12 protein-coding genes and 3 pseudogenes are annotated in these 14,007 nt (G+C 69.1%); 4 read left to right on the forward strand and 11 right to left on the reverse strand.

The window, feature by feature from the left end:
- Nucleotides 1-277: 277 nt before the first annotated feature.
- The 5 genes from ACRDTB_RS33395 to ACRDTB_RS33415 form a co-directional block, all read right to left on the reverse strand.
- On the reverse strand, nucleotides 278-925 hold the full coding sequence (locus tag ACRDTB_RS33395) for a DJ-1/PfpI family protein (protein WP_431436208.1): 648 nt from the start codon (nucleotides 923-925) through the stop codon (nucleotides 278-280).
- A complete protein-coding gene (locus ACRDTB_RS33400) occupies nucleotides 900-1,562 on the reverse strand; it encodes a GlxA family transcriptional regulator (RefSeq protein ID WP_431436209.1) in 663 nt (220 codons plus the stop codon). Before ACRDTB_RS33400 ends, ACRDTB_RS33395 begins: the two co-directional genes overlap by 26 nt.
- 239 nt (nucleotides 1,563-1,801) lie before the next feature.
- Nucleotides 1,802-3,598: an NAD(P)/FAD-dependent oxidoreductase gene (locus ACRDTB_RS33405; protein WP_431436211.1), complete on the reverse strand. Its 1,797-nt coding sequence runs from the start codon at nucleotides 3,596-3,598 to the stop codon at nucleotides 1,802-1,804.
- 10 nt (nucleotides 3,599-3,608) lie between these two features.
- The gene (locus tag ACRDTB_RS33410) at nucleotides 3,609-4,418 is read right to left on the reverse strand and encodes a TauD/TfdA dioxygenase family protein (protein ID WP_431436212.1); all 810 of its coding nucleotides are present in this window, start codon (nucleotides 4,416-4,418) and stop codon (nucleotides 3,609-3,611) included.
- Nucleotides 4,396-5,472: an L-tyrosine/L-tryptophan isonitrile synthase family protein gene (locus ACRDTB_RS33415; RefSeq protein ID WP_431436213.1), complete on the reverse strand. Its 1,077-nt coding sequence runs from the start codon at nucleotides 5,470-5,472 to the stop codon at nucleotides 4,396-4,398. The genes ACRDTB_RS33410 and ACRDTB_RS33415 overlap by 23 nt, the downstream gene beginning before the upstream one ends.
- A 475-nt stretch (nucleotides 5,473-5,947) precedes the next feature.
- On the opposite strand from ACRDTB_RS33415, the gene ACRDTB_RS33420 reads away from it, so the two are divergent.
- Entirely contained in the window at nucleotides 5,948-7,807 is a 1,860-nt protein-coding gene (locus ACRDTB_RS33420; protein WP_431436214.1) for an alkyl/aryl-sulfatase, read from the forward strand.
- Between the two features lie 306 nt (nucleotides 7,808-8,113).
- Here ACRDTB_RS33420 and ACRDTB_RS33425 read toward each other — a convergent pair.
- Nucleotides 8,114-8,281, reverse strand: a pseudogene (locus tag ACRDTB_RS33425) (IS3 family transposase); the annotation flags it as partial.
- Nucleotides 8,282-8,288: 7 nt separating this feature from the next.
- On the opposite strand from ACRDTB_RS33425, the pseudogene ACRDTB_RS33430 reads away from it, so the two are divergent.
- Nucleotides 8,289-8,796: pseudogene (locus ACRDTB_RS33430) on the forward strand (EI24 domain-containing protein); the annotation flags it as partial.
- Here the strand turns inward: ACRDTB_RS33430 and ACRDTB_RS33435 are convergent.
- Both ACRDTB_RS33435 and ACRDTB_RS33440 read right to left on the reverse strand, forming a co-directional pair.
- Nucleotides 8,732-10,282, reverse strand: coding sequence for a multicopper oxidase family protein (locus tag ACRDTB_RS33435; protein ID WP_431436215.1), 1,551 nt, complete (start codon nucleotides 10,280-10,282; stop codon nucleotides 8,732-8,734). The pseudogene ACRDTB_RS33430 and the gene ACRDTB_RS33435 overlap by 65 nt on opposite strands.
- Entirely contained in the window at nucleotides 10,279-10,701 is a 423-nt protein-coding gene (locus tag ACRDTB_RS33440) for a hypothetical protein (RefSeq protein ID WP_431436216.1), read from the reverse strand. The genes ACRDTB_RS33435 and ACRDTB_RS33440 overlap by 4 nt, the downstream gene beginning before the upstream one ends.
- A gap of 100 nt (nucleotides 10,702-10,801) precedes the next feature.
- Between ACRDTB_RS33440 and ACRDTB_RS33445 the strand changes: the two genes are divergently transcribed.
- Together ACRDTB_RS33445 and ACRDTB_RS33450 are read left to right on the forward strand one after the other, a co-directional pair.
- Nucleotides 10,802-11,134, forward strand: a complete 333-nt coding sequence (locus tag ACRDTB_RS33445) for a PadR family transcriptional regulator (protein WP_431436217.1) — start codon at nucleotides 10,802-10,804, stop codon at nucleotides 11,132-11,134.
- Nucleotides 11,131-11,826 (forward strand): permease prefix domain 1-containing protein, encoded by a 696-nt coding sequence (locus tag ACRDTB_RS33450; RefSeq protein ID WP_431436218.1) that lies wholly within the window; start codon nucleotides 11,131-11,133, stop codon nucleotides 11,824-11,826. The genes ACRDTB_RS33445 and ACRDTB_RS33450 overlap by 4 nt, the downstream gene beginning before the upstream one ends.
- A gap of 224 nt (nucleotides 11,827-12,050) precedes the next feature.
- On the opposite strand, the gene ACRDTB_RS33455 is transcribed toward ACRDTB_RS33450, so the two are convergent.
- The 3 genes and pseudogenes from ACRDTB_RS33455 to ACRDTB_RS33465 all read right to left on the reverse strand — a co-directional run bounded on the left by ACRDTB_RS33455 (nucleotide 12,051) and on the right by ACRDTB_RS33465 (nucleotide 13,937).
- Nucleotides 12,051-12,119 (reverse strand): hypothetical protein, encoded by a 69-nt coding sequence (locus ACRDTB_RS33455; protein WP_431436220.1) that lies wholly within the window; start codon nucleotides 12,117-12,119, stop codon nucleotides 12,051-12,053.
- Nucleotides 12,091-12,658: pseudogene (locus ACRDTB_RS33460) on the reverse strand (DUF7711 family protein). The gene ACRDTB_RS33455 and the pseudogene ACRDTB_RS33460 overlap by 29 nt, the downstream one beginning before the upstream one ends.
- A 43-nt stretch (nucleotides 12,659-12,701) precedes the next feature.
- On the reverse strand, nucleotides 12,702-13,937 hold the full coding sequence (locus tag ACRDTB_RS33465) for a hypothetical protein (RefSeq protein ID WP_431436219.1): 1,236 nt from the start codon (nucleotides 13,935-13,937) through the stop codon (nucleotides 12,702-12,704).
- Nucleotides 13,938-14,007: the final 70 nt, after the last annotated feature.

Below are 14,007 nucleotides of genomic sequence, written 5' to 3' on the forward strand. Positions count from 1 at the left end.
GCGCCAGGTGGACGATGCGGTGGAAGCCCGTGATCAACGCGTTCGCCATCACGTTCGGTGACCGCTGGCCGGGAGCCGAAACCTACTGATCAACAACGCCGGAAACACCGATCATGGGATAGACCCTATTGCACGTACGAATTCCCGGTGGTGCAGGAGTACGCGCGCACCGGCTACCGGGCGGTGCGAGGCCCAGATATCGAGGTCACGGAATCGTCGTAGGCACAGCGATCACGCGCTTGGGAGGCCGGATCCCGTAGGCGCCTGAAGTAGTGGGCTATGCCACCGGTCGTTCGGGAATGAATGGGCTATGGGCACGGAGGTTGCTGACGATGTCGGCCGGGGCCTTGTCCGGAGCGCCAGCATCGTAGGGCGGTTGGGGGTCGTATTCGAGGCCGAGTTGGATCGCTTGGGCTACCCCGTCTCCCGCGATGCGTCCAGCAAGGGTCAGGGCCATGTCGATGCCTGAGGACACGCCGGCTGCGGTGACGTACTTGCCGTCGATGACCACGCGTTCGCTGGTCGGGGTCGCACCCAAGGCCGGGAGTTGGTCGAGGGCCAGCCAGTGTGAGGTGGCGCGGCGTCCGGCAAGCAGACCCGCAGCCGCGAGGATCAGCGAACCGGTGCACACCGACGTCGTCCAGGTGCTGGTTTTGTCGGCCGCACGAAGCCATTGGTGGACCGGCCCGTCGGACATGTGTGCGGTCTGCCCGGGGCCCCCGGGCACGACCACGATGTCCGGTCGTGGCGCATCGTCCAACGTGGCGTCCGCGACCAGGTGGAGGCTGCCCACCTCATTGCACACCGGACCAGTTCGCTCGCCGACAAAGACGACCTCAGCATCCGGCAAGCGGCTAAGCACGTCGTAGGGCCCGACCACGTCGAGCGCGGTGAGCCGGTCAAACAGCAGGATGGCGATCTGCATCTTTCTCCTTGATTGAAGGGGTGAAACCGAACTGGAACCGACGTCGGTATTCGGAGGGGCCGACGCCAAGTGCGCGCAAGAAGGCGCGCCGCATCGCCTCCGGTGTGCCAAAGCCGCAGGCGCGAGCTAGGCTGGCCCGCTGGGCGAAGGCGTCCGCCGACAGGTTGGCGTCCGGATGCTCGGCGATCCACTGCTGAACGTCCCGCAAGGGCTCGCGCCGCGCTGTCCGGGTGGCAAGCTGGGCGCTGAACTGCGCCTCGTTTCCCGGGCGTCGCAGGAAGACCACGAGGTGCCGGGCGATGGTCAATGCGGCGTCCCTACCGAGGTCCTCTTCGATCAGCGCCAGAGCAAGGTCGATGCCGGCCGTGACACTGGCTGATGTGGAGAGGCTGCCGCCCCGGACGTAAATCGGTTCCGCGGCGACCGCGGCGTCGGGAAACCGGGCTGCCAGAGATTCGCAGTAGGCCCAATGAGTGGTGGCCCGCCGCCCCGACAACATGCCGGCCACGGCGAGCAGGAATGCGCGCATGCACACCGACATAACCTTCCGTGTCTGTGGACCGTGTTGGCGGAGCCATGTGATGAGTTCTTGATCGGGCGCGTGCGTGCCCTCGCCGCCTGGGACGAGGGAGCACATCCGGTTTGCCCACGTGATGGAGATCGGAGTCGGGCGTGATCAGCAGGCCGCTGACGTACAGACCGGGCTACCACCGAGGCCGGCGGTGGTCACGACGTACGCCGGTTCGTCACCCGGGACACCTGCCAGCGATTGGCGCCGGTGAACACCTCCAACGGGCCGGTCACGTCAACCATCAGATGGCCACAATGTCGAATTCCCCGACCTTCTGACATGAGCGCCACGGCCGGCGGTGTCGATCACGTCGTGTTGCCGATCACGGTCACCATCCCGGCGCGGGCGAGCCTCTTGAGCAGCTGCTGCTGGGTGAAGCTGAGCCGCTGCTCCACCTCGCCTACGCCGACCCCGCCGTTCTGCAGCAGGCTCGCCAGCTCGCCCGCCCCATCACGGTCGAGGCCCGCGATCTCCGGGGTCTCGGGGCGGTCGGCGAAGCCGAACCGGCGCGAGGGGATCGGGGCGTCGAGCGGCGCGGGCATCCGTGCGCCGTCGGCGACCGGGTCCTTCCAGTACTCCGTGATCGCCGCCTTCAGCGACGGCGGGATCTCGAAGGGGGCCGGCGGGATGAACGCCTTGAAGCCCGGCACGTCGAGCCCCACGCTGCCGCGCGCGACGACACCCTCGGCGAGCACGATCGACCCGGTGGGCGCCGCGAGATCCGGCTCGGCCTGGGCGGACCCTCTGATGAACGGACCGTCCTGGTCCAGGTCGCTCATGCGGCCCGTGCCTCCGGTCATGAGCACCAGCAGGTCCGGCGTGAACGCCGTGTTGAGCAGCGCGTCGAACGTTCGTTCCTGGATGCCGAGGTCGGCGCCCTCGTGCGCGACCCGGCTCTTCCAGTAGATGCTGTCCGGGTTGTTCTTGCGGATCGCGTGGTACCACTGGTCGATCGAGAGCGCGAAGGTCTCGGCCATGCCATGCCAGCCCACGTCGTAGTCCTGCCACAGGTCGCGCTGCTGCTGCTCGCTGAGGCCACCGGTAAGCGTGCTGCGCAGCAGCAGCGCGGTCGCCGACGCCTGCGTGGTCGCGAACGCGACGCCCGAGGAGAACAGCGGGTCGACGAAGTAGGCGGCGTCGCCGACGAGGATCCAGCGCTGGTCGTAGTCCGCGAACCGCTCGTTGATCATCGAGTAGTTCGTGGCGGTGAGCATGGTCGGCGCTACCGGCTCGGCGTCCTGGATCAGGTCGCGCAGGATGGGTATCTCGCGAACCGTCTTGATGAACGTGGCCTGGTCGGTCAGGTCGGTGCCCGACTCGCGCAGGATTATCGGGTCGGTCACGACGCCGACAGAATGGGTGAGCTTGCGTTCTCCGTCGACGATCTTGGGAACAGGAATGTACCAGCACCATCCGTCCGAGAAGGCGAAACAGGCGATCGGCGAGAGATTCTCCGACCGGAAAATGTTCCAGTCGCCGTCGAGGCCCTGCGCGGGGAGACCGCCGAGGAAATGCTGCCAGATCGCGATGTTGCGGTAGTCCGACAGTTGCTGCCGCTTCGCCTTCGCGGCGATGCTGTTGCGGCGCCCGGAGGCGTCGACGAAGTACTTGGCCCGGACCGTGCGCCCGCCGCGCAAGGTGATCGTGCACCCGTCACTGTCCGAGTCGAACGCGATGACGTCGAGCCCCTCCACCACGTCGACGCCGGAGGCGGCGGCGTGGTCGAGCAGGATCTTGTCGAACTCCAACCGGTTTACGTGCATCGACCAGCGATATACGCCGTCGTCCATCACGTTGTTGTGATCGAAGTAGGCGACCCGGGGCCTGCCGTGGTCCCAGTTGTAGATTCCGCCGTACTTCTTGACCCAGCACTCGCTCGCCATCACCTTCGCGAGCGCGCCGCTCTCCTCAAGCACGGGAACCAGCGGGTGAGCGAACGACTCGCCTATGTGCTCGCGCGGGAATATCTCTTTCTCGAAGATCGCGACGCGCAGGTCGGAACGCTTCGCGAGCAATGCGCCCAGCGTCGACCCCGCGGGACCGCCACCCATGATGACCACGTCGTATTCGTGACCGATGCGTGCGTCGTCAGCGTCCGTCATCGTCATCTCTTCAGATCACCTGGATACGTTGCAGGTGCCGGGTGGCAGGTCCCGTGAAGCGATTCCTTCCGTGTACCAGGGCGTGGTTGTCGGCGACCACGATGTCGCCTGCCCGCCAGTCGTGCGCATAGCAGTACTCTGGTCGGTGCAACCGTTCGCTGAGGTCCTCAAGAAGGGCCTTCCCGCGGTCCGCGGAAACCCCCTCGACGTGCACCCCAAGCGGGTTGAGGTACTGCTCGGGCGGTAGGGGCTCGGCGAACCGGATGGTCGGTGTCCCCGACCGCGGGTGCACCGCGACGAGCGGCTCGGTGACCTTTCCCCCGTAATGGGCGACCTTCTCGGTCGCGTACGTCACGGTCGTTCCCGCCCACTCGGAACGCAGGTCGGGCGGTGCGTCCCGATAAACTTTCGTGGTATCGCTGAACACCGTCTCGCCGCCCGCGTGCGGCGCGGCTTCCAGGCATTGGAACAGAAAATAGCCCGGCGTCTCCGGCGTGAATGCGCCGTCCCAGTGGAAGGGGACGTCGTTCGCGGTGAAGAGGTAGTTCTTTGGCTCGTCGTGCAGCCGCAGGTCGAGCACGGCACCGAAGTCCCAGCGCAGCAGCTCGCCCCAGCGTTCGCAGTAGGCGACGAGGTCGTCCGTCGCGACGGGCGGGGCTCCACGCAACACGAGCACGCGGGCCTCCTCGGTCCACCGCGCGAGCGTCGTCGGCGGGAGGTCGGTGAGCCTCGTTTCCTCCGTCAGCTCCACCGCCAGGCCGAACGGGTGTAGCGGCGTCCGGGGGAGCAGGGTCGGGTCAAGGGTGGTCGAGGACGGCACGAGAGTTCCTTTCGGTGGTCTGGCCCGAGGGAAGCACGAAGTAGTCGGGCCGGTCGTCGCGGTACACGAGGCGCGCGTTGAGCCGCTCGGCGTCGTGTCGCTTGATCAACGTGTCCATGGCGTGGGTGCGCAGGATCACCCCGTGCCACGGCGTGAGCCAGTTGTCCGGCGCCCGCAGGATCTGAAAGCCGATCTTCTCCGCGTGCGGTTTCTGCGGATGAATGGACAGCCGCAACGCCTCGGGAAAGCGTTCGGCAACGACTGCAGTCCAGGCATTGCTGCGCCGGATCGTCTGATAGGCGACGTCCTTGGACTCACATCGGATCGCCGTTCGGCTGGCCTCTCGGCCAAGGCCCACCTGGTCCTCGAAGATGAACCGGTGTATCCCGTTGAACAGGGAGCGCCAATCATCGTCGTGTCGCACGTTCTCCCGGATGGACTTCAGGGTGGGCGCGTACCGTCGCTCCAAGAGATCGCGTAGTGACGGATACTCCTTGTTCCCGAACGCGTCATCGAGTCCGAACAGATCGATCGATCGCAGATGCCCGTCGGCCGCCATGGCGTCGAGCTCCTCGCGGTACCGGGTGACCGCGTCGTCGGAAACGCCGACGAGATCGCCGAAAACATGTCCGTCGGAGCAGATCGTGACCCGCGCCCCGGGCGGGTGCACCTCCGCGATCTCGTCGCAGAACGACTGCAGGAACTTCAATGCGAGCCGCTCCGCGAGATCGGGCAGCGCACCGAGCACCTTCCGCTGATTCGGCGATTTCGCGGGAAACGCCGGCATCACGAAGTGGATGGGCAGATCGAGCTCGATGAACCGCGTCAGCTTGGCGCTATGAACGGCGTAGCACGTCTCGCACGGCCGCGCCGCGCACGGATGCTCAGGTGCCGTCAACCGCCGATGCCGAAACACCGAGTTCAGCACGCGGCGCGGCACGATGTCGTTGATTGGTGTCTGATGCAGAAGAGTCACGCATACCCCGATACGTTCGTGCCCCTCGGTCGCCCGGACACCATGCGACCGCATGCCAAGTCGCCGGTCGCGGATCACGGCGGTATCACCCCCGCGCGGCGTCCGGTGCGCGATAACCGACCCCGATTGATTGCCCGGACAATCGTCAAAGTGATTGCCTGAACAATCTTCAAGAGGTTTGACTAGTACTGAGAAGTCTTCGCATTACAGTCAGAGATGGACCCCTGACCAGTTGGCGCGGACTGCCCGATTCCCCGTGATGGTGCGGTGATGCCGTACAGCCGATCGGTCCCGATCACGTCCGAATGCTGTTCTGCTCACACGCGTGCTCCCGTCTCAGCGCCGGTAATGAAAGTGCTGGAGCGGGCGCCCTGCGGATGGCCTCCAATCGAGTACTGCAGTAAAGCGTGACTGCCACCGTAGAGCGAACGCGTCGGGCAGGCAAGAATGCGTTTTGCGTAATAGTTGACGCCACCCGGGGGACACGGCATGGGCGCACCCGAGTGGCCTCGGCCCGGTGGACCGGCCACCGCGCCACACGAAGGAGGTTGACATGGTGAGCGAGATCCCCGAGAAGGTGCGACCCCGCGACGCGTCGCCGTATACGGCAGGTGTCAACGCGGCGGCGTCCGCGGTGCCCGGGGACGCCAGGGACGTGCGTGCCGGGCGTGGTCTGGTCGCGCCGCTGCCGCAGCATCCGATCGACGGGCCGCTCGGCAGGCCGGTCTGGGATCCGCGGTGGTTCGCGTTCATCGCGGGGGAGCGCCCAGACAGCGTCCATCCGGGGCTGTGGCGGGTTGCCCGTCGCAACGTCCAGGGTGGCCTGTTCCAGCTGGCCGACGGTGTCTTCCAGGTCCGTGGCCTCGACCTGGCGGCGGCGACGTTCGTCCACGGCACCCGCGGATGGATCGTCGTCGATCCGCTGAGCGCGGCCGAGACCGCGCGGGCGGCCCACGACCTCGTCCGGGAACACGTGGCCGACCTGCCGGTCACGGGTGTGGTCTACACCCGACCGCACCTCGACCACTTCGGGGGCGGGCCCGGTGTGGTCGATCCGGCCGAGGTTCGGTCGGGCCGGGTGCCGGTGGTGGCACCCGAGGGGTTCGGTGCCGCCGTGGCCGCGGAGAGCCTGCTGGCCGGGCCCGCGATGGGACTGCGCGCCGCGTCGATGTTCGGGCTGATGGTGCCGCCCGGCCCGCTCGGGCGGTTGGACTGCGGCCTCGGGCTGCAGATGGCGCCCGGCAGCGCGGCGTTGGTGGGTCCGACGGTCGAGGTCCCGGAGCGCGGGGCCGAGACGACCGTCGACGGCGTGCGGTTCGTCTTCCGCGTTGTGCCCCCGACCGAGGCGCGGGCCGAGATGAACTTCTTCCTCCCCGACCACGGGGTGCTCTGCTTCGCCGAGAGCTGTCTGACCGCGCTGCACAACGTCTACGCACCGCGGGCCGATCCGCTGGCCTGGAGCAAGGAGCTGGGCACCGCGCTGCGGCTCTTCGGCGACCACGCCGAGGTCGCCTTCGGCTCGCACGGCTGGCCCCACTGGGGAGGCGAGGCCGTGCGCGCCTTCCTGCGCCATCAACGGGACGCCTACCGCTACCTCCACGACCAGACGCTGCGACTGGCGGCCCGGGGGCTCGGGCCCGACGAGATCGCGGCAGAGCTCGAGCTGCCGGACGAGCTGCGCGAGACGTTCTCGGCGTACGGTCGCCAGGGCCGGATCGCCCACAGCGTGCGTGCCGTCTACCACGGCTACCTCGGCTGGTACGCGCTCGACCCCGGCACGCTGGAGCCCGTGCGCCGCGCGGAGGCCGCGACGCGGGACCTCGCCTACATGGGCGGCGCCGACGCGGTGCTCGAGCGGGCGCACGCCGATTTCGAGCGCGGCGACTACCGCTGGGTCGCCGACGTGCTGGGGCGGCTGCTGCGCGCTGAGCCGGAGAACACCGAGGCGGCCCTGCTTCGCGCCGACGCGTTGGAACAGCTCGCGTACCAGTCCGAGTCGGCGGCCTGGCGCAACTGCTACCTGACGGAGGTGGTCCGGCTGCGAGGGGGGCTGCCGGACGGTCCGCCGCCCGGGCCTCCGGACGTGTTCGCGGGCATCGGGATCGAGGACGTCGTCGACGCGATCGGGGTAAGCCTGGATCCCGCCAGGGTGCGGGGGGACCTGACCGTCAGCTGGCGGCTACGGGACGACGACCCGGGCGAGTACGTCCTCGGGGTCGCCAACCGGGCGGTGTACCTGGAGCCCGGCCGCCTCGACCCGGACGGCGACGCCACGGTGACGACCACCCGGCGTGGGTTCGGCGCACTGGCAGCCGACCCGTCGGCGCTCAACCGGCTGGTCGAGGCGGGCGAACTGGAGGTCACCGGCCGCGTGGAGGCGGTGCGCGAACTGTTCGCGCTGCTGGGCGGGTAGGGCACCGGCCGCACTGCCACCGTGGCCACGGCGGATCCGAGGTCAGCGGGCTGGTCGGTGCGGCACACCCCGCACGCCGCGACCGGGACCCTGACCTCGCCCACCCGGGCACCGGCTCCCCCAGTTCGACCCGCCGCAACGGACCGCCGCCGATCGGCCCGGGCCGCTCCACCACCACGCGCACGCGTTCCGGTGTGGTCGCCCCATGCGCGGTCGGCGGGATGTCACCGCAGGCTTGGAAGAGGCGCCTGTTGTTGAACCAGTCGACCCATTCCGGGCTGGCGATCTCGACGTGCTCAACGGGTTGAACCGCCGCTGCACCCGGTCCTGCGCCCGCGAGCATGTGGCGTCGGCGTGCGTGGTGCGGTCCCGACGACCACGACGGGCACCGGCCAAACCCAGCTCGCGCATCAGCCGTTCGACAGTGCAACGAGCCACCGGAATGCCCTCACTGTTGAGCGCGAGCCAGACCTTCCGGCCTGGCCCGTTCTGCGAGCTCATCGCCGAGCAGGTGGAGGAACTGCCTCGGCCGGCGCGGTGGACCTGCCGGTGGCAGCCGCTCGGGATGGGCCTACGTGACGGCCTGGTACTGGTGCTGCGCTCGCTGTTGTTCACGATCCCGCTGCTCGTCGCGGGCTTCGTGCCGGTCGTCGGGCAGACCGTGATGCCGGTGGCGCTGGCGTTGGTGACCGCCTGGTTCCTCGCGCTGGAACTCGTCGCGGTCTCCTTCTACCGGCGTGGCATGAACCTGACCCGGCGCGGCCTCGCGCTCGGCCTGGGGTTGCCGGCGTCGTTGCTGTGCGCGATCCCGTTCGCCGCCATCGTCGTCATGCCGGTCGCGTTCGTTCGTCGGCGGCGTGCTCGTCGCCCGCGAAGCCCTCGATGGCGAGCCGGCCGCCCAGCCCCGGAGTCCACAGTGGACAATCAGACGGTGCGGACCGTCGCCATCATCGCCATGTCCTCGTGCTCGAGGTTGTGGCAGTGCATGACGAACTTGCCGGCGTAGTCGGTGAACCGGACCGCGATGTCGACGATCTCGGCGGGACGGACGTCGACGGTGTCCTTCCAGCCGGCATCGAACACCCCCGGCCTGCCGCCGCTTCGCCCGAGCACCTGGAACTGGTCGAGATGGACGTGGACGGGGTGGTGCACGTCGGTGACCAACCGCCAGGTCTCCACCTCGCCCAGCGGGACGTCGGCGAGGGAGATGTTGGGGTGGAAGCTCTCGCCGTTGATCGTCCAGCCCTCGTGGTCACCGGCCCGGCCGCGGGTGAATCGGAAGATCCGCGTCGTCGCGCCGGCCGGGGGCGTCAGGCGCTCGACCTCGGCCAGACGGGCGGGCACACGGCTGTCGTCCGGGGCCTTGCGGACCACGTGGAAGCGCATGATGTCCGACGTGGACCCGCGGCCGAGTCCGTTGATCATCGTGACCTCGGTGCCCACCGGTAGCCGCGAGAAGTCCACGATCACGTCGAACCGCTCCCCCGGCGCCAGCTCGATCGCCCGGTGGCGCACGGGCACGGCGAGCAGGCCACCGTCGGAGCCGATCTGCACCAGCGGCAGGTCCGGCCCGTGCGGCACGGTCAGCACGATCCGGTACCGGCGGGCGTTGGACGCGTTGAGCAGGCGCAGCCGGTAGCGGGCGGCGTCGACCTCGTGCCGCGGCCACGGCGCGCCGTTGACGAGCACCACGTCGCCGAGGACGCCCTCCATCCACTCGTCCTCGACGCCCGGCACCGACCGCATCTCCTCGTCGATGCCGGGGTAGACGAACGAGCCGTCCTCGGCGAAGGACCGGTCGCAGATCATCAGCGGCAGCTCGCGGTCGCCGCGCGGCAGCGGCAGCGCGTCCTCGACGTCGTCGCGCACGAGGTGGAACCCGGCGAGCCCGCGGTAGACGGCCGGGCCGGTGAAGTCCATGCGGTGGTCGTGGTACCAGAGCGTGGCCGCGCGCTGGTCGGTCGGGTAGCGGTAGTCCCGCTCGCCCCGGACGACGTCGCCGGTCAGCCCGTGGTGCGGCGTCCAGAGCCGGCCGTCGCCGGCCGGCAGCACGAGGTCCAGCGGCCACCCGTCGTGCTCGTGGGGAGTGTGCCCGCCGTGCAGGTGCACCGCCGTGGGCACCGGCAGCTCGTTGCGGTGGCGGACGACGACGGGCCTGCCCCGGCGGGTCTCGATCGTCGGGCCCGGGAAGATCCCGTCGTAGCCGAGGATCGGAGTGCGCACGCCCGGCACGAGCTCGACGCTCGCCGACCGCTGCGTGACGCGGTAGAGCTCCGCGCCGTCCGCGTCCCGGCCCACCGCCCGCGCAACGGGCGGCACCGGCAGCGGTACCCGGTAGGGCTTCGGCAGCCGCAGCGAGCTGACCAGCTGCTCACCGGTCTGGCCGGTGGGGCCGAGCCCACAGCCGGCCAGCGCCGCGCCAGCCGCGGTGCCGGCGAGCACGCCGAGGAACGACCGGCGGGACAGCCCGGTCATCGCCGCGCTCCCCGGGGGCGGGCGGCCGACGGCATCCATACCCAGATGGCGAGGAGCACCGACGCCGTCACGACCGTGACTCCGAGCGGGACGTGCACCGCCAGCGCGCGCGCGTGCCCCAGGCCGATCTGCAGGCCGGCCGCGACGAACAGCACCACGACGGCCGGGATCGCCCACAGCCGCCCGCCCGCGATCACGTACGCCACCGTCACGGCCATCAGGACCAGCCCGACCACCGCCACGCCGGACCCGACGGCACCGTGCAGCCTGATCGCGTCGACGCTGCCGGTCAGGAACAGCCCCGCCAGCACGGGCTGGGCGAGCACGACCGCGAGGTACACGGTCGCCACGAATCGCAGCGACCACAGGGTCAGCCGGGGCTTCCGCCCGCTTCTGGCCAGTCCGAGAAATGTGTTCACGGCACCGACGCTATGAGTAGTCTGCCTACCTATGAATCAGGGATTACCCCCAATCCGTCCCTGATACGACCCTGGACGATGGCACGTAGACTGCCTACTCGTGCGACCCACAGCCATCCGCGGCCACCTCGACGCGCTGATCCTCGCCGTGCTCGCGGACGGACCGCGGCACGGCTACGCGATCATCGAGGCGTTGCAGGCCCGCAGCGGCGGCGCACTCGACCTGCCGACCGGCACCGTGTATCCGGCGCTGCGACGCCTGGAACGAGCCGCGCTGCTGACCGGCAGATGGGACAGCGTCGGTGGCCGGGAGCGGCGCACGTACTCGCTCACCCGCGCGGGCCGGCACGCCCTGGCCGTGCAGCGGGCGGAGTGGAACGAGTTCGCCGCGGTGGTCGGCGCGGTGCTCCGGCCCGTGGAGGGCACGCCATGAGCACGCCGGACCCGATCGACGCGCACGTGGCCGCGCTGGAGCGCGTGCTCCGGGGACCCCGGCAGGCTCGCCGGAGCATGCTCGCCGAGGCGCGGGCCGGCCTGCGCGACGCCGCCGCGGCCTACCGCGACGCCGGCATGGCGCCCGCCCGGTCCGCCCAGCTGGCGGTACGGGACTTCGGCTCGGTGGACGACGTCGGCCCGTTGTTCCAGGACGAGCTCACCGCGCTGCAGGGGCGGCGGGCGGCGCTGCTGATCGTGCTGGTGTTCCCCGCGATGCTGCTGGGCTGGGACCTGCTCTGGTCGAGCGGCACGGTGCGCACGGCCTCCACCACGGTGAGCGACACCGTCGGGACGCTGGCCGTGCTGCAGGACGTGCTGACCGTGGTGGTCGCCGCCGCGGCGCTGATCCTGCTCGCCGTGACCTTCCGCCGCACGGTGTCCCCACGACGGCTCGCCACCGCGATCGGCGTGACGGGCGCGGCGGGCGCGCTGCTGTGCGGCGGCGTCGCGGTCGCGATGAACGTGGCCGGCGGCCGGGACACGACGACGATGCTCACCACGAACCTGGCCGCGGTCCCCGCGCTCGCCGTGAGCGGCGTCGTCATGGTGCTGATCGTCTGGCAGGCCGTCAGCACACTCCGGGTGGCCGGCGTTGTCGATCCGGGCGGTCGCCGTTCGACGCAATTGTAACCGCACTCCGCGCGGAGAAACTCCATTGATAGAAAGCCGTGTTCACTGTAGACATGGTTCGCACCCGGGCGCTTTATGTCACGCCGCAGAAATTGAACACCGAGAAACGATCGCCGGACATCACGAAGTTGGGGCGCTTCGTCCTCTTTGGACGGACGTTTGACGTGCTCGGAAGCGCATCCGCAAGGACAGATCCCACCCACCTCGTCAGCCTGGTCTACCGCTCATTCCTGCCGGTCGGGTGCACCGGCCGCGTCCAGCAGGTCAAGGTAGCCTTCGACGGCCTCCCACAGTTCGTTCTCGGGATACCGGTAGCTGCCCCGGTGGCTCCCGACGCCAGTCGGGTTCCCAGTAGTTCCGATGCACATCCCGCAGGCGCGTCAGCGCCGCATCCAGCTCGACCGTTGCCCGCGCCCACACCTCGGACGGCTCTGCCGTCACGCGAGGCAGGTCATCGAACCGCCGCTTGGCCAGGGCGGTCAGCACCTCCTCGTCAGCACCGTCGACCGACCAGAACCGGACCGGGCCGCGAATGTGGTGGTTCCACACGGGATCGTGCCGGAAACGCCACCAGTAGGCGAAACCGCCCTTGTCCAGCCGGAGAACGCGGATCAACCAGTCCGCCGTCCGGACGCGACTCCCACCGCACCTCCTCGCACGGCACGTCGAGCACGAACGCGACTTCCAACTGGTCGACCTGGTCAACGCCCTCGAGCACATCACCGAACACGTACGCCTCAAGCAGGAACGGCCCCTCAGTCGGCCAGTTGGTCGTGTGCTGGCACGCGTCGGCCAGGATGCTGAGCTTCTGCACGGCACGCCCGTAACGCATGCCGCCGATTCTCGCGCTTCATCAGTGTGCCCGCGCGACCGGCTCAGCGTGCGACCGCATCGACGCGCTCGTAAAGGTGCTTCGACAGACCGCTTCGCTCACTCAGCCATGCCACCCAGTCGGGCAGCAACGCCGTCACCGCAAGGGTGATCGGGTCGTCCTGAACCCAGTCGCTGAGCAACCTACGGTGGTGCCTGACCCGTTCTGGTGAGACCGAGTACCACGTCTCGGGGATACTGCCTTCCATCCATTCAGCCGCCAGCTCCGCCAGTGCCTCAGGGGCGGGCCGGGCGCCGTGCGTGTCGGTGTACCACGAGGTGAACTCGTCGGTCATCGGTTTGATGTCGAGATCGTGGTACAGCGATTCGTGAGCGGGCAGCGGCATGCCACGCCTGCCCGGCGCTTCGGCGAGATCGTGATGCCGGCGTTCCGCGCGAAACCAGTTGTCCATCACGACACGAGTCTCGTCGCCGAAGATGCCCATCTCATCGCCGATGTCACAGTGCACGAGGCACAGCAACTCCCGGGGGTCGGCAACCGGTTGAGGCATGGTCTCCCCGGCCGTGTCGCCGATGGCGGTCTGCCACGCGGCCGCCGCTTGGTCGATGTCGTCGAAGACACCCGCACCGACCAGCTTGATGATCCCGGACGCGTCGATGTCGAACAGGAACACCGAGGGCTCGCGATCACGACCATACGAGAAACCGGCGAGCACCGCGAAACGCGTCCCGTAAGCGTCACGCATCCGGAGCACCTCCCCCGTCCCCGCCACCTGGGAAAGGTCATCGAGCCACTCCGGCAGACCAACGCCCGCCAACAGCTTCCGCACCCGCCGACTTGCCGCGGACGCCGCCGAAGCGAGCGCAGGCGTGCCGACGGCAGTCAACCCGTTCAGCAAAAGAAACGCCGACCTCCCCGCACCGGTGTCAGCCTCCTCCACCACTCGGGCGGCCGCCGCGGCAACCAACTCCTCGAACCACCACGCGAACCACAACCCGTCATGAGATTCCTGGAGTGCGGCATACATCTCGGCACCCAGCAGTTCGACCGTCAGCTGCTCCAACTCCCGAGGCCCACCCGCTGTGTCGAGCGCAGCGGCACCGTCGAGCACGGTCTTGAGCGCCGGATCGAACCAGACCGGCCGCGTCCGCTGCCCCAGCAACTGAGCCACCTCGGCCAAGCCGAGCTTGGTCACGTCGGCAGCACGCGGCCGCGGCTGAGCAGGCTCACGCTTCTTGGACTTCTTCTTCGACTTGCGACCACGTGACACCGGAGACACCCGCTCGATGGTAGTGATCCCCTGTGCGCGACACGGCCGCACCGCGGTGTGTCGGACGGACGGTCTCGTC

The sequence above is a fragment of the Actinophytocola sp. genome, assembly GCF_050699935.1.
Taxonomy (GTDB): domain Bacteria; phylum Actinomycetota; class Actinomycetes; order Mycobacteriales; family Pseudonocardiaceae; genus Actinophytocola.